This is a genomic window from Streptomyces sp. NPDC005574 (assembly GCF_040605435.1).
Lineage (GTDB): Bacteria > Actinomycetota > Actinomycetes > Streptomycetales > Streptomycetaceae > Streptomyces.
In genome coordinates this window covers 16,850-34,361 of record NZ_JBEXCW010000069.1, presented here as the reverse complement: position 1 = coordinate 34,361, position 17,512 = coordinate 16,850, and the positions used below count along the sequence as shown (strand labels likewise).

General features: G+C 73.8%; 14 protein-coding genes. 5 read left to right on the top strand and 9 right to left on the bottom strand.

The annotated features are described in order from the left end of the window. Positions 1-28 precede the first annotated feature (28 nt). The 5 genes from ABZT03_RS31635 to ABZT03_RS31615 form a co-directional block, all read right to left on the bottom strand. On the bottom strand, positions 29-1,537 hold the full coding sequence (locus ABZT03_RS31635; RefSeq protein WP_356045779.1) for an NAD(P)/FAD-dependent oxidoreductase: 1,509 nt from the start codon (positions 1,535-1,537) through the stop codon (positions 29-31). 79 nt (positions 1,538-1,616) lie between these two features. Then, positions 1,617-2,231, bottom strand: a complete 615-nt coding sequence (locus tag ABZT03_RS31630) for a DUF4126 domain-containing protein (protein WP_356045777.1) — start codon at positions 2,229-2,231, stop codon at positions 1,617-1,619. 514 nt (positions 2,232-2,745) lie between these two features. Then, positions 2,746-3,375, bottom strand: a complete 630-nt coding sequence (locus ABZT03_RS31625; protein WP_356045775.1) for a TetR/AcrR family transcriptional regulator — start codon at positions 3,373-3,375, stop codon at positions 2,746-2,748. A gap of 74 nt (positions 3,376-3,449) precedes the next feature. Continuing rightward, positions 3,450-5,534 (bottom strand): YhgE/Pip domain-containing protein, encoded by a 2,085-nt coding sequence (locus ABZT03_RS31620; RefSeq protein WP_356045773.1) that lies wholly within the window; start codon positions 5,532-5,534, stop codon positions 3,450-3,452. Next, positions 5,506-6,345 (bottom strand): ATP-binding cassette domain-containing protein, encoded by an 840-nt coding sequence (locus ABZT03_RS31615; RefSeq protein WP_356045771.1) that lies wholly within the window; start codon positions 6,343-6,345, stop codon positions 5,506-5,508. The genes ABZT03_RS31620 and ABZT03_RS31615 overlap by 29 nt, the downstream gene beginning before the upstream one ends. Before the next feature lie 163 nt (positions 6,346-6,508). On the opposite strand from ABZT03_RS31615, the gene ABZT03_RS31610 reads away from it, so the two are divergent. The 3 genes from ABZT03_RS31610 to ABZT03_RS31600 all read left to right on the top strand — a co-directional run bounded on the left by ABZT03_RS31610 (position 6,509) and on the right by ABZT03_RS31600 (position 9,085). Continuing rightward, positions 6,509-7,075 (top strand): SAV_6107 family HEPN domain-containing protein, encoded by a 567-nt coding sequence (locus ABZT03_RS31610; protein ID WP_356045769.1) that lies wholly within the window; start codon positions 6,509-6,511, stop codon positions 7,073-7,075. A 463-nt stretch (positions 7,076-7,538) separates the two neighbouring features. Then, a complete protein-coding gene (locus tag ABZT03_RS31605; protein ID WP_356045767.1) occupies positions 7,539-8,366 on the top strand; it encodes a methyltransferase in 828 nt (275 codons plus the stop codon). A 317-nt stretch (positions 8,367-8,683) separates the two neighbouring features. Next, the gene (locus ABZT03_RS31600) at positions 8,684-9,085 is read left to right on the top strand and encodes a DUF3040 domain-containing protein (RefSeq protein WP_356045765.1); all 402 of its coding nucleotides are present in this window, start codon (positions 8,684-8,686) and stop codon (positions 9,083-9,085) included. A gap of 791 nt (positions 9,086-9,876) precedes the next feature. Here the strand turns inward: ABZT03_RS31600 and ABZT03_RS31595 are convergent. The 4 genes from ABZT03_RS31595 to ABZT03_RS31580 all read right to left on the bottom strand — a co-directional run bounded on the left by ABZT03_RS31595 (position 9,877) and on the right by ABZT03_RS31580 (position 15,450). Then, positions 9,877-12,261, bottom strand: a complete 2,385-nt coding sequence (locus ABZT03_RS31595; protein ID WP_356045763.1) for a DUF3488 and transglutaminase-like domain-containing protein — start codon at positions 12,259-12,261, stop codon at positions 9,877-9,879. Further along, on the bottom strand, positions 12,258-13,631 hold the full coding sequence (locus tag ABZT03_RS31590; protein WP_356045761.1) for a DUF58 domain-containing protein: 1,374 nt from the start codon (positions 13,629-13,631) through the stop codon (positions 12,258-12,260). The genes ABZT03_RS31595 and ABZT03_RS31590 overlap by 4 nt, the downstream gene beginning before the upstream one ends. Then, positions 13,631-14,665, bottom strand: coding sequence for a MoxR family ATPase (locus ABZT03_RS31585; RefSeq protein WP_356045759.1), 1,035 nt, complete (start codon positions 14,663-14,665; stop codon positions 13,631-13,633). The genes ABZT03_RS31590 and ABZT03_RS31585 overlap by 1 nt, the downstream gene beginning before the upstream one ends. A gap of 236 nt (positions 14,666-14,901) precedes the next feature. Continuing rightward, complete coding sequence (locus ABZT03_RS31580) at positions 14,902-15,450, bottom strand: carbonic anhydrase (RefSeq protein WP_356045757.1); 549 nt, start codon at positions 15,448-15,450, stop codon at positions 14,902-14,904. A gap of 434 nt (positions 15,451-15,884) precedes the next feature. Between ABZT03_RS31580 and rsmH the strand changes: the two genes are divergently transcribed. After that, positions 15,885-16,886: a 16S rRNA (cytosine(1402)-N(4))-methyltransferase RsmH gene (rsmH, locus tag ABZT03_RS31575; protein WP_356045755.1), complete on the top strand. Its 1,002-nt coding sequence runs from the start codon at positions 15,885-15,887 to the stop codon at positions 16,884-16,886. 54 nt (positions 16,887-16,940) lie between these two features. After that, on the top strand, positions 16,941-17,507 hold the full coding sequence (locus tag ABZT03_RS31570; protein WP_356045753.1) for a hypothetical protein: 567 nt from the start codon (positions 16,941-16,943) through the stop codon (positions 17,505-17,507). Positions 17,508-17,512 lie beyond the last annotated feature (5 nt).

Below are 17,512 nucleotides of genomic sequence, written 5' to 3'. Positions count from 1 at the left end.
GGGCGGCGTCCGGCCCGGCCGCCCGTGCTCACTGCGAGCCGCGGAAGTCCGGCCCTTCGACGATCAGCCCCGCCACCAGCGCGCCCGACATGCCGGCGTGCGGCAGACCGCCGCCGGGGTGCGACCAGCCGCCGACCCGGTACAAGCCCGGAAGTCGCGTGGTGTTGCCCGGGTGGAGGAAGCGGCCGCCGCCCGCGGCGAGTGCCGGCGCGGAGACCGCTCCGCCGGCGGCGCCGGTCTCCTCCGCACTGTGCCCGGGTGCCCGGACCTCCCGCCAGAGCAGCCGCTCGCGCAGCCCGGGGACGGCAGCCCCGGCCGCCTCGACGAGCAGGTCCGCGAACCGCTCCACGGTGTCCGGCCGCGCCCACCGGCCGCCGGTCGGCACCGCGGCGGACAGGACCACGGACTCGTGCCCGGCGTCGGGGCACAGGGACGGGTCGTCCGGTCTGAGGACCGTCACCGTGGGCCGCGCGATCGCGTCCGGCGCGGAGCTCAGGAAGTCGAGCTCGGCGGTGCGGTCGGGGGCGTGCACGACCGTGCGGTGCGCCGCGCCCGCCTCGCGCGCACCCCGCAGCGCCAGCAGCACCGAGAACCTGCCCGCCCGCGCAGCCTCCGGGTCCGGCCGCGGGTCGGTGTCGTCGTCCAGCCGGTGCCCGGTCAGAGCGTGCAGGCGTACCGGGTCCACACCGGCCACGACGTGGTCCGCCTCGCGCACCGAGCCGTCCGCGAGCTCGACGCCCGCCACCCGGCCGTCCTTCTCCACGACGGCCGTGACCTCGGCACCGAAGTGGAACTCGACCTTCCTGGCCACGCACCGATCGTGCACCGCCCGCGCCAGCTCCCGCATCCCGCCCCGCACGTACCAGATGCCGAAGGCGTGTTCCATGTACGGCAGGACGGCCGCGCTCGCCGGGGCGCGGCGGGGATCGAGGCCGTGGGCCAGGGCGTGGCTCTCCAGGAGGGCGGCGAGCCGGGGATCGCGCAGCTCCCAGGCGCCGACCTCGGCGAGGGTCGCGGCCCGCCGGGTGCGCAGCAGTCTGCGGTGCGGCACCGCGGGGTACGGCTCCTGACCGGCCAGCACCCGCCAGTTCGGCCACAGGGGTTCTTCCAGCAGGGGCCGCCTGGTCCGGTCCCAGGCTTCGCGGGCCCGCACCAGGAAGTCACCCCAGCGCTGCCCGGCTCCGTCGCCGAGCGCCGCGTCGAGAGCGGCGACGACACCCGCGCGCGAGGCGTTGGGAAGCGCGACCTCGGTGCCGTCGGCGAAGACGTGCCGCGCCGACGGGTCTACCTGGACCAGGTCGACGTGGTCCTCCAGGGGTTCCCTGCCGGTCTTCAGGAACAGGTCGCGGTAGACCGCGGGCAGGGGCAGCAGTCCGGGGCCCGTGTCGAAACGGAAGCCGTCGCGCTCGAAGCGGCGCACCGCACCGCCGTACGTCCCCGAACGCTCGTACACCGCCACCCGGTGCCCCGCGACGGCCAGCCGGCCGGCGGCCGCCATGGCGCCCATCCCGGCGCCGATCACCACAATCCGTGCCATGGGCGCGACTTTAGCGGCCACCACGGACAACCCGACGAGAGGCCCGGACCTCACCCGGCGGAGGCCGGACCCGGGTGGGTCAGCCCGGGCGGGGGCCCGCCCCCACGGCGAGCCGTCTCTCCTCCCGGCGCTGGGCCCGGCGGCGCAGGAAGCGCCGGATGCGGGAGACCAGGAAGCAGAGCACCAGCAGCCCGGCCAGCAGCAGGACACCGGCGATGACCGCGGCCGCCGTCGGATGGAACATCGCGAACGTGACGATCGCGCCGACCCCGAGATCCTCGGCCAGGCTCAGGGCGACGTTGGTGAACGGCTCCGGCGAGGTGTTGACCGCCATCCGCGTCCCGGCCTTCACCGTGTGACTGGCCAGCGCCGTCGAACCGCCCAGCACACCCGCCGCCAGGTCGGAGAGCGAGCCGCTCTGCCCGGCGAGCAGCGCGCCCACCCAGGCGCCCGCGGCCGGCCGGATCACGGTGTGCACGGAGTCCCACACCGAGTCGACGTACGGAATCTTGTCGGCCACGGCCTCGCACAGGAACAGGACGCCGGCCACGACCAGGACCTCGGGGCGTTGCAGGGTGGCGGGGACCTCGTCGCTCAGGCCGGTCGCGCCGAAGACGCCGAGCAGCAGCACCACCGCGTACGCGTTGATGCCGCTGGCCCAGCCGCTGGTGAAGACCAGGGGGAGTACGGACACGGAGGCGATCGTAACCAGTTGCCGGGCGGGCGTCGTGGGGGTGAGTGCGCAGAGCTGAGTATCCGTACCTAGTACGGGAGATGAGTACGCGCGCGGATGGGGAACGACCTGCGCGGACGGGAGAGTGGAGGCACGGAGAGGGGCGCGGCTCCGGCACCGGCGACACGGGGCGCCGGAACGGAGCGGCCCCGCATCCGCTCCTTCCGCCGGCGGGTGTCGGCGGGAGCGAGGCACGGAAACCCGTCAGTGGAGTACGGGGGAGCACGGGGGAGCACGAGAAGGCGCCGGTTCGAGGTGGCCCGCGGGGGACGCGGCCACGGCGGACCGGCGCCTTCTCGTGCTCCGAGCCCATTGCTAGCCGTGACCGGAAAGGTTCACCGGCTCGCGACGCCCCACGGTACTTCGCCGCGTTGTCGCATCACCCGAGTACATCCAGTACGCGGGCGATGCTCCGCCTTGCGATGCACCGCACCGGACGCCGCGAGCTTCCCGGCAGACCTGTCCGGTCACGGCACTAGCGGTGCCCGCTGACGCGCCCCTGCAACAGGCGGGACAGCGCCGCGTGCACGTCGTCCAGGGAGCGCTCCGGCTGGAACGACTGCCAGTCCAGGGCGGCCACCAGGACCATGCCGACCAGAGCGGCCGCGGTCAGCGGGACGTCGATCTCGTCGCTGAACTCGCCGTTGGCCACCCCGTCGCGCAGCACGTCCTCGATGGCGGCGACGACCTGCCGCCGCACCACCATCAGCGTGGACTGCCAGGCCCGGTTGGTGCGCCACAACTCGGCCACGTACAGCTGGGTGAAGGCCGGATAGCGCGCGATGAAGCCGAGTCCCGCGCGGATCATCGCGTCCAGCGCGTCGACCTTGCTGCCGCCGTCCCGGGCCGTCTGCTCGGCCGCCTCCCGGAGCGAGGCGGTCAGCAGGCCCACGCCGTGCCGCAGCAACTCCTCGAAGAGGACGGACTTGCTCGCGAAGTTGTAGTAGACGGTGCCCTTCGCGACACCGGCCCGCTCGGCGATCTCGTCCACGGTGGTGGCGGAGAAGCCCTGCTCGGCGATGAGCGTGACGGCCGCCTCGTAGAGCTTCTGCCGGGTGGCCTCGCGGCGCGTACTGCCGCCCGACGGGGTGCTGCTGCGTTCCATGGCCCCGATTGTCACAGCAACCTGTCCCGGCGATCGCACGGGAGCCGCGGCCGCCGGTGAGTTCGCGGTGGTGTTCACAGGCTCAGCTCCGGGTGCAGCCGGTCCAGGGTCCACACCTGCCGGCGCCGGGCCGACAGCGCGGTGAGCGCCAGGGCGCCCGCGGTGAAGGCCGTCAGCACGGCGCACGCCTGCCACACGGGCCCCAGGCCGCCGCCCGTGATCAGCCTCCTGAGCGCCTCGACGACGTAACTCATCGGCAGGAAGGGGTGGATCGCGTTGAAGAAGCCCGGGCTGGTCTGCACCGGGTAGGTGCCGCCCGCCGACGTCAGCTGCAGCATCAGCAGCGCCAGCACGAGGATCCGGCCCGCCGCCCCGAAGCGCGCGTTCAGCCACTGCACGAGCGCGGCGAAACACGCCGTCACCAGGAACAGGAACCCGATCGTCCCCGCCGCGCGGGCCATCTCCAGACCTATCGCCCAGTGCAGCACCGACATCAGGGCCACCGTCTGGAGCACCCCGACCGCGACCACCGGAAGCCAGCCCGCCAGCGCGATCCGCCAGGCCGGGGCACCCGCGGAGAGGGCACGCCGGTTCATCGGCGTGATCAGCATGTACGCCACCATCGCGCCCACCCACAGGGACAGCGGGATGAAGTACGGCGCGAACCCGGTGCCGTAGTTGGGCGCCTTGTGCAGGTCGTGGGAGACGAGCTGGACCGGGTCCGCCATCACGCCGGTGCGCCGGTCGCGGTCCTTCTTGCCGTAGTCGGGGATCTTCGCCGCACCGTCGTGCAGACCGTCCGACAGCTTCTCGGAGCCGTCGGCGAGCTTGTACATCCCGCCGTTGAGGTCCTCGGCGCCCGTCTTCAGCTTGCCGACGCCCGCGTCGAGGCCGGCCGCGCCGGTCTCGGCCGTACCGAGCCCCGCGTGCAGAGTCTTCGCGCCGGCGGCGACCTTTCCGGCGCCCTCGTTCAGCTTGTCGATCCTGGAGACGGCGTCGTCGAGGTCCTCGGAGAGGTGGGGCGCGCGGTCGGCGAGCGCCTGCGCCTGCTTCTGCAGCGTGCCGAGGTTGCCGTCGAGCTTGTCCAGGTCGCCGTCCTGGTCGGCGACCAGCGCGCTGACGTCGTCGGCGACCTTCGCCACGTCGGCGGCCGCCTGCCTGGCCTTCTTCAGGTCGGCGCAGGCCGGGTCCGGCACCGCGGGGTCCTCGCAGCGCGCCGCGTAGACGTCGTCCAGGGCGTCCGAGGCCGCGTGGGCACCCCTGGCGGCGACCGGGGCGCTCTTGACCAGCGTGTCGAGGTTGTGGCGGATCGCCGCGGCCGAGTCGGCGACCAGACGGGCCGTGTCGCCGATGGTCCGCTCGTTGTCCTTGAGGAACGGGCCGACCTTGCCGGCCACCCCGTCGACCTTGTCGGCGAGGGCCTGGGTGCCGCCCGCGACCTGCCGGGAGCCGTCCTCCAGGTCACCGGCCCCGCTGTGCAGCTTCGTCAGCCCGGTGGCCAGTTTTCCGCTGCCCTGCTTGGCGTCCGACAGCCCGTCGGCGAGGTCCTTGGAGCCCTTCTCCGCCTTCCCGATGCCCCCTTCGAGCCGGTCGGCCCCGCCGGCGGCCTTCACGGTCTGGCCGTGGATGTCGGAGAAGGAGATGAAGATCCGGTCCAGGAACGACCGTGACGTCTTGGTGGAGGCGGCCGTCCGCACCTCGCTGAAGACCGTCCGGGAGATCTGGCCGACGATGTAGTTGTTCGCGTCGTTCGTCCGCACCTGGAGCGCGCCGGTCTCCGGGGAGTCCCCGGAACTGGACGCGATCCGCTGGCTGAAGCCGGCCGGCATGGTCAGCGACAGGTAGTACGTGCCGTTCTCCACGCCCGCGCGCGCGTCGTCCGCGCTCACCTCGTGCCACTCGAAGGTGTCACTGTCGCGCAGGCCCTTGGTGATGTCGTCGCCCGCCGTGATCCTCTTCCCGCCGGCGGTCGCCCCCCTGTCGTCGTTGACGAGCGCCACGGGGATGCGGTCGAGACGGCCGTACGGGTCCCAGAACGACCACAGGTACAGGGCGCCGTACAGCAGGGGCAGCACCAGCAGCGCCACCAGCGCGGCGCGTGGCAGCTTCCCCCGGCCGAAGCGCCTCAGCTCAAGAGCGGCCAGTTTCGGTGAACGCATCGGCCTTCTCCTTGTCCTCTGCGGTTTCCGCGGTCACCGCGGCTTCTTCGGTCTCTACGGCCATGGCGGCCGCTTCGGCTTCCTGGCGGGCGGTGTCGGCCGCCTCGGGGGTCCCGGCGACCTGGGTGGTCACCCTGACGGCGTCCTCCGGGGCCTCGGCGCACACCGCCACGACCGTCGTACCGGCCTCGGTGAGGGACCTCAGCAGGGCCCACACCTGGGCCCGTTCGGCCTCCGACAGCTTCAGGTCGGTGTCGTCGACTCCGAGCAGGCCCGGGCGGCCGATCAGCGCCAGGGCGACGGACAGACGCAGGGCCTCCAGCCGCTCCAGATCCCGTACGGCGGTACGTGAGCCCTTGGGCAGGCACTCCGGGTCGAGGCCGGCGGCGGCGAGCGCGGTGCCCACACGCTCCGTCGCCTCGGCCCGGCGCTCGGCCCGGGGGCGCAGCAGCCCGCGCAGCGGACCGCCGAAGCGGCGCTGGAGCAGGGCCCGTTCCGCCAGGTGCTCGCCGACGGTGAGGGCCGGATCGAGGTCGGTGACCCCCGCGACGTTGGCGACCGCGCTCACCCGGCGCAGGGCGGTCATCTGCCGCGGCAGTTCGAACTCCCCCACCACGGCCACCCCCTGAGTGGGTTTCATCCGCCCGGTGAGCGCGAGCAGCAGGCAGGTGCGGCCCGTGCCCGACGGCCCCTCGACCGCCACCAGAGAACCGGGCCCCGCGTCGACGTGGACCCCGCGGAAGGTCCAGCCGCGAGGCCCCCTGAGTCCGAAGTCGCGGGCCGTGACCCCGAGTCCGTGCGGACCGTCCACCGCTCCCACCCCCTGCACTTTTTTGAACTGACTGGTCAGTGCAAAAACTAACGCGAACCTTCGAGCGAAGCAAAAGCCCAGGTCAGAACGGATTGTCAGTGCCATACCGCACGATGAGCACATACGGCCACAGTGCCGTCACCCAGACGACAGGAGGTTCGTCATGGCCAACTACCACGCAGCCGCCGCCCGTCGGCGCCGCGCCACCGGCCCTGCCCCCTCACTGAGCGGCCCGGCAAGCGATGTGCACCCCGTGCTCCGTCGGACCACGGCACCGCCCGCCGCCCTCGACCTGCTCGCCCAGGCCCGCGCCGGCCTCGACGAGGCCACCGTCCTGGAAACACCCAACGAGCGCTACGCGACAGCCCACCTCGCAGCCCTGCGCACGGCCGCGGCCGTGCTCGCCGCCCGAGGGCGCCCGGAGACCACCCCCCGGCGCCGGGCGCGCATCAGGAGCGCCTGGGAAGTGCTCCCCGAGATAGCGCCCGAGCTCACCGAGTGGAGCGCGCTGTTCGCCTCCGGCGCCCGGCGCCGGGCGCGCGCCGAGGCCGGCATCCAGGGCGCCGTCGGCCGCCGGGACGCCGACGACCTGATACGCGACGTGGCGATGTTCCTCCGCCTGGTCGAACGGATGCTGGTCCTCCAGCCCGTCCTGCCCCAGCCCCGCCAGGACGCGCGCGAGCCGCAGAACACCGACCCCGCCGACCGCGACATGCCGGACGCGGGATGACGGCCCCGGGGACCGCTCCCGGCGGCGGCGCGCCTTCCGTCCCCGAGTCCCGCGTGCGCGACGGGCCGCGGCGGTGGGGGAGGGGCTGAGAGGGAGTCGGCGCCGGTGCTCGGCCGGGTCGGCGGCGTGTCCGCCGGCTTGCCGTGGCGCTCGACTCGTGCGGGTGCTCGCCAGTGGCGCGCTGCGGTGCTCGCCTGCGGTGCCGTGCGGTGGTCGCTCGTCGCCGTGGTCGCCGGCCGTGCTCATCGGCCGCGGGGCTCACCGTGTGGTCCCGCCCCGGTGCTCCGGGGCGCGGGCGGGTGCCGTGGGGCAGGCGTGGGCGCGTCACCGCGATGACCAGGTGCGGGGGCGGAGGCAATAGGGTGGGAGGCGCCTGAAGCCTTCCCTCCCGCTCCCCGGGCCGGGAGGCGCACCGTTCGCTCCGCCGTGCAAGAGGCGGTGCCGCGCCGAGGAGTCAACTGCCGTGTCGGACCCGATGCGCCCGCCCGTCTCCGCCGACCGCCCGCAACCGGCGTCGCTGCGCTCCGACCCCTCCCGCCCCCGCGCCTCCCTGCGTACCGCCGTGGTCTGGGAGGTCCTCCAGGACGCCCTGGACCGCCGGGTCAAGGCCGCGGGCCGGGAGTCGCTGGACGTCCTCGACACCGGGGGCGGCAGCGGCAACTTCGCCGTGCCCCTGGCCCGCCTCGGGCACCGCGTCACCGTCGTCGACCCCAGCCCGAACGCGCTGTTCGCCCTGGAGCGCCGCGCCGCCGAGGCAGGGGTCGCCGAACGGGTCCGCGGGGTCCAGGGCGACGTCCACGGCCTTTTCGACGTCGTCGAGCGCGGCGGCTACGACGCCGTGCTGTGCCACGGCGTCCTGGAGTACGTGGACGACCCGGCCGAGGGCATCCGCAACGCGGTGGCCGCCCTGCGGTCCGAGGGCGTCCTGAGCCTGCTGGCCGCGGGGCTCGGCGGCGCCGTGCTCGCCCGGGCCCTGGCCGGCCACTTCACGGAGGCCAGGCAGGCGCTGGGCGACCCGGACGGCCGCTGGGGCACCGGTGACCCCGTGCCGCGCCGCTTCACCGCCGAGCAGCTCGCCGGACTGGTCGAGGGCGCGGGTCTCGCCGTCGGCGCGGTGCACGGCGTGCGGGTCTTCGCCGACCTCGTCCCCGGCGTGCTCGTGGACACCGAGCCCGGTGCCCTGGACGCGCTGCTGAAGCTCGAGGCCGCGGCGGCGGAGCTGCCGGCCTTCCACTCCGTGGCCACGCAGCTTCACGTGCTCGGGGAGACACGGGTGCCGGGGGAGGCGTGAGACGTCTCGCGTGCTCCCCGCGTACCTCCGATGCGCGCGGGGCATGACAAGGGACGCACCGCTGATCAGGGGCTCGGCTGCGCATGGAGTACGCCACAGGCCCCCCGATCGGCCGCCGTGCGCCGTATGATCGAGGGAGACCGCCCGGCATGACGGGTCGGCCGCTGGGGAATGGAATCTTCAGCGAGTCGGTGCGTCCATGTCGGATCCCGGTTGGCCAATTGGCGTAGAGGGGCGGGTTTCACGGGGGCGATTCCCTGCCTATCCTGAAGGGACCCCCCGGGTCGCCCCGGCGACTGCACGATGAGGAGGACTCCGTGCCGCTCTCGGAGCACGAGCAGCGCATGCTCGAGCAGATGGAGCGAGCGCTGTACGCCGAAGATCCCAAGTTCGCGTCGGCGCTCGAGGGAAGCGGGCTGCGTACGTACACCCGGCGTCGGGTCTACCAGGCGGTCGCGGGCTTCCTCGTGGGTATCGCGCTCCTCATGGCCGGTATGGTCGCCAAACAGGTCTGGCTCAGCGTGGTGGGATTCCTCGTCATGCTGGGCTGTGCGGTCCTCGCCGTGACCGGCTGGCGCAAGGCCCCCAAGCCGGGTGAACAGCCCGCCGGGGGTGCCGCGCAGGTCCAGGGCCGCCGTCAGGGACGGCAGCGGCGCTCGATGATGGACCGGATCGAACAGCGCTGGCAGCGGCGCCGCGACGAACAACAGGGCCACTAGCTGGCCGGCTCGTCGAGCGGCTCTCGCAGATCTTCGTGAGGGGGTGCCCACCCACCGGGTGGACACCCCCTCACGCATGCGGTCCGCCCGGCGCGGCGCCCGGCGGACGACGGCGCCCCCGACCTGCTCGCGGGCGCGAGTACGCAGCGGCCTGAGACCGACGCGGGCGGATCGGCGCGCTGCCCCAGGGCGGGCGCGGTGAGCGGACCCCGGGGCCAGGCATCACGGCCGGACCTCCGGGCGGGCTGACGGCCGGCCTCAGGGCAGCTGACGGCAGGGCCGTAGGGCGGCGGGCTGACGGGCCGAGGCCCAGCAGGGGCGTGCGGCCCTGGACCCGCGCGGGCGTTGCGGCCCGAGGCCCACAACGCCGCAGGGCCTGGGAGCCCGCACGGTGTTGACGGCCGGGAGCCCCCCAGCGCGGGCGTGATGGCCTGGGGTCCGCAGCGGCGCGCGGCCCGGAAGCCACAGCGGTGTCGACGGCCGGGAGCTCCCGACGGCAGGCGGGACGCCCTGGGGCCGCAGCTGAGCGCGGGCCCGGCAGCCGGGACGCGCAGCGGTCGGGGCTCCCCGTCCGGGGCGGGCGGCCCTGGTCCCGACAAGGCCCACAGCCCGCGGTCTCAGCCCCGGCGCGACGACGATGTGCTCGGCGACGGCCCACACGGCTCCGCCCAGCCGAGGTGCCCCCGACAGGTGTCACTCCCGCCGCAGTTCCGCGGCGCGCCGATGCCGCGCGGCCTCCGAGCGGGCGCGCCCCGGACGGGACTCGGGCCCGGGCCCGAGTCCCGTCCGGGTCAGGTCTGCCGGCCCGGTCTGCGGAGGGTGGGGCGGACCGTCGAGGCGCGGGTCTTCGTGGCGGTCCACCATTCCGACGCCGACCAGACCACTCTGACGGCCGATCGGGGGGCGACCAGCGCGCGCACCCGGGTGCGTCGGCTGGTCGTGCCCCGCAGAGCGACGTGCACCCGGCGAACGTCCTCCGCGAGGCCCGCCGTCGGGTGGGGCCGCGGCGCGTAGAGGACCTGCTCCACCGCGTCCGCCACCCGGTGCACGGCCGCCCCGGTCGCCGGATCGAGATGCCCGAGCGCGACGATCCGGGCCGCCGCCCTGCGCGGGGTCTGCGACTCGTCCGGTGGGATGCCGAAGTCCCAGGCCGTGTCGGTGAGCTCCTGCCAGACCGTCAGGGTGTGCGGCACCACGTCCGCCTCGGTGCGGCCGTGCCCACCCAGCCGTACGGCTCTGGTGCGCAGCCGCCACAGCATCGGCGTCAGCGGCAGCAGCAGGACGACCAGCCCGCCGAGGATCCAGGCAAGCCGCTGCGGCCACGTCGGACCGTCACCGCCACCGGCCGCCACCGCCTGCGCCGACTCGCTCGGGCACCCCTCCAGCTTCCTCAGCTGGGCCGAGCAGCTCTCGCTCGCCGAGGGCCCCGTCGACGGCGACGCGGACGTCCCCGCGGAGGGCCGGGCCACGTCGGGCAGCGAGCTGCCCGAGGAGTCCGGCACGGTGTACGACGGCACCGAGCCGCGGGTCGGGGTCGGCTCGAAGCGGGTCCAGCCCACACCCTCGAAGTACAGCTCGGGCCAGGCATGCGCGTCCTTCAGCCCCACCGACACCGAGCGGTCCGCCTGCGGGGTACCGGGTGCGAAGCCCACCGCAACCCGGGCCGGGATGCCGAGGGTGCGGGCCATCGCCGCCATCGCGAAGGAGAAGTGGACGCAGAAGCCCTGCTTGTCCTTCAGGAAGCGGGCGATCGCCTCGGAACCGCTGCCCGCCTGCACCTGGGTGTCGTACTCGAAGCCGCCGTTCACCGCGAAGTAGTCCTGGAGCGCGACGGCCTGCTCGTAGGGGTTCGTCGAGCCCGCCGTGACCTCGCGGGCGGTCCTCGCGACCACCGGGGGCAGGGAGTCCGGCAGTCTGGTGTAGTCGCGCTCGATGTTCGAGGGCGGCTTCGGCGCCGCGGCGAGCTGCTCCGCCGTCGGCTCCACGTCGAGGCTCTTCACCTCGTACGTGGCGCCGCGGGTGTTCTGGCCGTGGTCGCCGACCAGCGTCATGCCCACCGGCTCGTAGCGCCAGTTGCCCTTGATGTCCACGCCGCTCGGCGGGTACGGCATCGGCAGCCAGTCCTGGGCGTACCAGTCCGCGGCGGCGACCGTGGTGTCGATCTCGGTGCGTTTGACGTCGGGGGAGAGACCGGTCGGCGTGGGGAACTCGTCGGGCACGCCGACGATGTGCCGCTTGGACGGTTTCCACGTGGTGCCGTCGAAGTCGTCGAGGGACACGATCCGCAGGTACATGCCCGAGAGGTCGGTGCTGGAGGTCTTCAGGGACAGGACCTGGCGGTCCTCGTCCACGTTGAGGCTGTCGCGCAGCGACACCAGCGGGTTCACCGCGGAGATCGTGCCGCCGCCCCCGGTGCCGTTGCCCACGCCCGCCCCGGTGCCGTCCAGGAGGCCGCCGCTCATCGCCGGCAGGGCGAGCGGCACCACGAGGGCGAGGCCCAGCGCGACGACGCCGATGCGCCGCCCGGTGCGGACCGGTGCCACGGCCGGGGCGGACTCCCCGCCCGGCGTGCGTGGCGCCCCGCCGAAGACCCGCCCCCACTGCGAGAGCCGGTCGCGGCCCTCGGCCAGGAGCATCAGCAGATAGCCGGCCGCCGCGATCAGGAACCACACCCAGTCGCCGGACCCCTCGGACAGTCCCGCCGCGACCGAGTAGAGCGCGAGCAGGGGCAGTCCGGCCGGGGCCGCGCTGCGGAAGGTCACCGCGAGGGCGTCCACCGCCAGACCTATCACCAGGACGCCGCCGACGAGCATCAGCCGGATGCCGTCGGAGGACAGCGGGGCCGGGATGGCGTACCGGGCGATGTCGTCGCCGCCCTGCCGGAGCACGTCGGCGAAGTGCCGGAAGGCCTCGGGGCCGGGGATCAGTCCGGCGAAGGCCTGCTCGCGGGCGAAACTCACGGTCAGCAGGATCAGGGTGACCAGGGCCTGGGCGGCGATCGTCAGCGGCCGGGCCAGCGGAACACGCCTGGCCGCGGCGCCCACCATCGTCTGGATGCCGAGCAGGACGGCCGCCTGGAGGATCCACACGGCCGGGTCGACCAGAGGCAGCAGGGCGCACGCCGACATCAGCGTCGCCGCCCAGGCGAACAGCGCCAGTCGCGCCCGTCCGCTCATGACCACCCACCCCCCTCGCTCGTGCGTCCCGCCGCGCCGATGCCCGTGCGCTCCTGCTCCGCCTGGCGCCACAGCTCGCCGAGCGGCGCGCCCCGCGGTACGCGCACGACCGTCCAGCCCGCCTCACGCAGCATCCGCAGCCGCTCCCCGCTCTCCTCCAACGGGCCGGGCACGCCGGTCGGTTCCCGCACCCAGTCCTCGCTGTCCAGGAGGAAGGCGACGGCCCCTCCGCTGCGCCGGCGCATCTTGGCGACCACCGCGGCCTCCTCCTCGTCGAGGTCGCCGAGGAACGCGAGGAGCAGTCCCTCGTTGCCGCCGCGCAGCACGTCGTAGGCGCGGGAGAGATTCGTGCCGTCGGAGTGGTCGACCACCGCGAGGGTGTCCATCATCAGTCCGGCCGCGTCCGCCGACTCCTGGCTGGTGCCGGCGAACCCGTCGGCGCCCTCGCCGGGCACGGCGGTCCCGGTGTCCGTCAGCAGCCGTACCGAGAAGCCGCGTTCGAGCATGTGGACCAGGGTGGAGGCGGCGCCGGACACGGCCCACTCGAAGGCCGAGTCGGGGCCGGCACCGGCGAAGGCGACGCCCCGGGTGTCGAGGAGGACCGTGCAGCGGGCGCGCTGCGGCTGCTCCTCGCGGCGCACCATCAGCTCGCCGTAGCGGGCGGTGGACCGCCAGTGGACGCGGCGCAGGTCGTCGCCGTAGCGGTAGCCGCGCGGGATGACGTCGTCCTCGCCGGCCAGGGCGAGCGAGCGCTGGCGTCCGTCGCCGTACCCCTTGGCCTCGCCGCTGAGTCTCACCGGCGGCAGGGGCTCCACGCGCGGGATCACCGTCAGGGTGTCGTACGTGGAGAAGGACCGGGTCAGTTCGCACATGCCGAACGGGTCGGTCAGGCGCAGCTGGAGCGGGCCCAGCGGATAGCGCCCGCGCAGGTCGGAGCGGACCCGGTAGGACACCTCGCGGCGGCCGCCCGGCTCCACCCGGTCGAGCACGAAGCGGGGGCGGGGGCCGAGCACGTAGGGCACCCGGTCCTGGAGCATCAGCAGGCCGGTGGCCAGCCGGGAGACGTTGTCCATGCGCAGGTGGACGCGGGCCTCGCTGCCCGCGGGCACCCGCGCGGGGGAGAGCCGGCGGCTGCCCGCGACCCGGTAGCGGGTGCGGTACAGCACGGTGGCGCAGACCAGGGGGAGGGCCGCCAGCAGCAGGCCCACCCGCAGCAGGTCGCTCTGTCCCAGGACGTAGGCGCAGACGGCCGCGGCGATGCCGGCGGCCAGGAACGAGCGGCCGCGGGTGGTGAGACCGGCCAGGGCCGTGCGTACGCCGCCCTTGTCGCCCCGGTCGGGTTCCGCCTGCCCGGTCCCGCCGCCGGACATCACAGCCTCCGCGGCGGCTGCTGGCCGTACGCCGGAGCGCCGCGGCCCGGTCCGAGGCCGCCCTGGTGGGGCGCCGCGGGTACCGGGATGCGCTGGAGGATCTCCTGCACGACCTGCTCGGCCGTGCGCCGGTTCAGCTGGGCCTGCGCGGTCGGCAGCAGCCGATGCGCCAGGACGGCCACGGCCAGGGCCTGCACGTCGTCCGGCAGGGCGTACTCCCGGCCGCCGAGAGCCGCGGTCGCCTTGGCCGCGCGCAGCAGGTGCAGCGTCGCGCGCGGGGAGGCGCCCAGTCTGAGGTCGGGGTGCGTGCGGGTGGCGGCCACCAGGTCCACCGCGTACCGACGGACGGCCTCGGCGACGTGCACACCGCGGACGGCGTCGATCAGTTTCAGGATCTCGTGCGCGTGCGCCACCGGCTGGAGGTCGTCCAGGGGGCTGGCCCCGCCGTGGATGTCGAGCATCTGCAGCTCGGCCTCCGCGCTCGGGTAGCCGATGGAGATCCGCGCCATGAAGCGGTCGCGCTGGGCCTCCGGCAGCGGGTAGGTGCCCTCCATCTCGACCGGGTTCTGCGTGGCCACCACCATGAAGGGGCCGGGCAGCTCGTAGGTCTGCCCGTCGATGGTGACCTGGCGCTCCTCCATGGACTCCAGCAACGCCGACTGGGTCTTGGGGGAGGCGCGGTTGATCTCGTCGCCGATCACGATCTGCGCGAAGATCGCTCCCGGTTTGAACTCGAAGTCCCGGCGCTGCTGGTCCCAGATGGACACCCCGGTGATGTCCGAGGGCAGCAGGTCGGGCGTGAACTGGATCCGGCGCACCGAACAGTCGATGGACCGCGCCAGCGCCTTGGCCAGCATCGTCTTGCCGACGCCGGGGACATCCTCCAGCAGAAGATGTCCCTCGGCGAGGAGCACGGTCAGCGAGAGCCGTACGACCTCCGGCTTGCCCTCGATCACGCTCTCCACCGAACTGCGCACGCGTTCCACCACGGCGGTCAGATCAGTGAGGCTCGCTCGATCGTCATAGGTCGTCACCCGGCCCTCCTCGGCCCGTTCTTTCCGGGCCGACGCTGTGATGCGGACCGGCCCACCCCGAAACACGGACACCACGCGGGAAAAGCTCCGCGTGACGCCACACCCCGCATTCTTGCTGCCGTTACCGTTTCGTGTCACTCGACTGTGGACAACTGCCCGCGTTATGTCGGGGCTTACGGCGTTTTCGGGCTCCTACGGCGGGATCCCGGCGGGGAAACACGGTGGACCGGTCCCTCTCAGGCCGGGTCGATCTCGCGCAGCAGCCCGGTCCTCACGTCGAAGACGAAGCCGCGAACCTGGTCGGTGTGCAGCAGGAACGGCGAGGTGCGCACCCGCTGCATCGACTGCCGTACGTCCTGGTCGACGTCCCGGAATGCCTCCACGGCCCAGGCGGGACGCTGGCCCACCTCCATCTCCAGATCGTGCCGGAACTCCTCGGTGAGGGATTCCAGACCGCAGCCGGTGTGGTGGATGAGGACCACGCTACGCGTGCCGAGCGCGCGCTGGCTGATCGTGAGGGAGCGGATCACGTCGTCGGTGACGACGCCCCCCGCGTTGCGGATGGTGTGACAGTCGCCGAGCTCCAGGCCGAGCGCGGCGTGCAGGTCGAGGCGGGCGTCCATGCAGGCCACCACGGCGACCTGGAGGACCGGGCGGGCGTCCATCCCGGGGTCGGTGAAGGCGGAGGCGTACTGACCGTTGGCCTCGACGAGACGGTCGGTGACGGTGCCGCCGGCGGATATGGCGCCTCCGGGCCCTGCGGGAACCGATGCAGAAGTCGTCATACCTATGACGGTACTGGTCACGTGCGGTCCGGGCCCGCTGTGAGAGGGGACAAAGAACATCAATGAGCCTTGTTGTGAGTTAACCCACAGGGCCGCTCGAGGTGTGCTCCAACGAGTGAACAGCCCCGCTCCGGGGCTTCACGAGCACCCGCTGCCGCGCCGTGCAGGCTGGTTGATTGACCGCGAGACACCGTGGACTAAAGTGACGCGAAGCGGAGGGCCGGGTCTCCCGATCCCCCCGCTGGACTGCTGTCACCCGGAGAACCCGGCGGTTCTCCGGAGTTCTCCCCACGTGCGCGGCGCGTACGCACGGCTCGGCCTCCTCCCGCCCCCGGTCGGCCGACGCCTCCCGGCGCCGGCAGGCCCCACTCCACGAGCGGGCGGGGACCCGGCGGTGTGTGCGGTCGGGCCGGACCTGAGAGGGCCCAATTTCCATGGGGCGCGAAGCGCATTCGACCACGGCCGGTGGTGGGCGACGGGAGGGACAGAGCCGACATGTCCCGGTGATGCTCCAGCGGTGCCTGGACCTGCTGGCACCCGCCCTGGAGCAGCCGGGAGCGGTGGTCGTCGACTGCACCCTCGGCCTCGGCGGCCACAGCGAGGCCCTGCTCACCCGGTTCCCCGAGGCCCGGCTGGTCGCCCTCGACCGGGACAAGGAGGCGCTGCGCCTGTCCGGCGAGCGGCTCGCCCCCTTCGGCGACCGGGCCACCCTGGTGCACGCCGTCTACGACGAACTGCCCGAGGTGCTGGAGCGGCTGGACCTGCCGAAGGTGCGGGGCGTCCTCTTCGACCTCGGCGTCTCCTCCATGCAGCTCGACGAGGCCGACCGCGGCTTCGCCTACGCCCAGGACGCCCCGCTCGACATGCGCATGGACCAGACGACCGGGATGAGCGCGGCCGAGGTCCTCAACACCTACCCGCCGGGTGAACTCGTCCGCATCCTGCGCGCGTACGGCGAGGAGAAGCAGGCCAAACGGATCGTCAGCGCGGTCGTGCGGGAGCGCGTGAAGGAGCCGTTCGACAACAGCGCGCGGCTGGTGGAGCTGATCCGCGACGCGCTGCCGCAGGCCGCCAAGCGCACCGGCGGCAACCCGGCCAAGCGCACCTTCCAGGCCCTGCGCATCGAGGTCAACGGCGAACTCTCCGTGCTGGAGCGGGCCGTCCCGGCCGCGGTACGGGCGCTCGACGTGGGCGGGCGCATCGCCGTCCTGTCGTACCACTCGCTGGAGGACCGGCTGGTCAAGCAGGTGCTGACGGCCGGCGCCGCCACCACCGCGCCCGCCGGGCTGCCGGTCGTGCCCGAGCGCTACCAGCCGCGGCTCAAGCTCCTCACGCGCGGTGCCGAACTTCCCACGGAGGAAGAGGTCGCCGAGAACCGGCGGGCGGCACCGGCGCGTCTGCGCGGCGCCGAGCGTGTCAGGGAGGACGTCGAGTGAGGCAGCCGAAGGGGCGGGTGTGCGGGGCCGGAACCCGGACCCAGGGGAGGGTGAGTGAGTAGGAAACCCGAGCTGAAGGGCAGGGCCGCCCGGCTCGCGCGGCTCTTCCCGGCGGGACCGGGGCAGGCCGCCCGCGCGCCCTTCGTGCTCCTGGTGGTGCTGCTGCTCGGCGGTGGTCTCATCGGCCTCCTGGTGCTGAACTCGGCGCTCAGCGAAGGCGCCTTCCGGCTCGACGACCTGCAACGGGACACCAAGAGCCTGACCGACGAGGAGCAGGCCCTCCAGCGGGACGTCGACGCCTACTCCGCCCCGGACGCCCTCCAGCGGCGGGCCGCCGAGCTCGGCATGGTGCCCGGCGGCGACCCCGCCTTCCTGAACCCCGACGGCACCGTCCGGGGCGTCCCGAGCCCGGCACCCGCCGCCCTGCGGCAGGACCCGGAGCAGTACCCCCTGCTCCTGGCGCCCGAGGCCCTGACAACAGCACCGCCCGCCGCTGCCGCGACGCCTACCGGCCCGGCCGCCGCGCCGCCCGCGTCCGCCCCGGCCCCCGCCGCCACGGCCGGGTCCACCGCGCTCCCGCAGCAGTCAGTCCAGCCCACCACCACGATCCCCGGCAGGTGACGGAA

Bases quoted from the DNA above. Each gene is read 5' to 3' on its own strand.
- ABZT03_RS31620 (WP_356045773.1), bottom strand. From the start codon at position 5,534: ATGCGTTCACCGAAACTGGCCGCTCTTGAGCTGAGGCGCTTCGGCCGG.
- ABZT03_RS31625 (WP_356045775.1), bottom strand. From the start codon at position 3,375: ATGGAACGCAGCAGCACCCCGTCGGGCGGCAGTACGCGCCGCGAGGCC.
- ABZT03_RS31595 (WP_356045763.1), bottom strand. From the start codon at position 12,261: ATGAGCGGACGGGCGCGACTGGCGCTGTTCGCCTGGGCGGCGACGCTG.
- rsmH (WP_356045755.1), top strand. From the start codon at position 15,885: ATGGGGCGCGAAGCGCATTCGACCACGGCCGGTGGTGGGCGACGGGAG.
- ABZT03_RS31590 (WP_356045761.1), bottom strand. From the start codon at position 13,631: ATGTCCGGCGGCGGGACCGGGCAGGCGGAACCCGACCGGGGCGACAAG.
- ABZT03_RS31580 (WP_356045757.1), bottom strand. From the start codon at position 15,450: ATGACGACTTCTGCATCGGTTCCCGCAGGGCCCGGAGGCGCCATATCC.
- ABZT03_RS31610 (WP_356045769.1), top strand. From the start codon at position 6,509: ATGGCCAACTACCACGCAGCCGCCGCCCGTCGGCGCCGCGCCACCGGC.
- ABZT03_RS31635 (WP_356045779.1), bottom strand. From the start codon at position 1,537: ATGGCACGGATTGTGGTGATCGGCGCCGGGATGGGCGCCATGGCGGCC.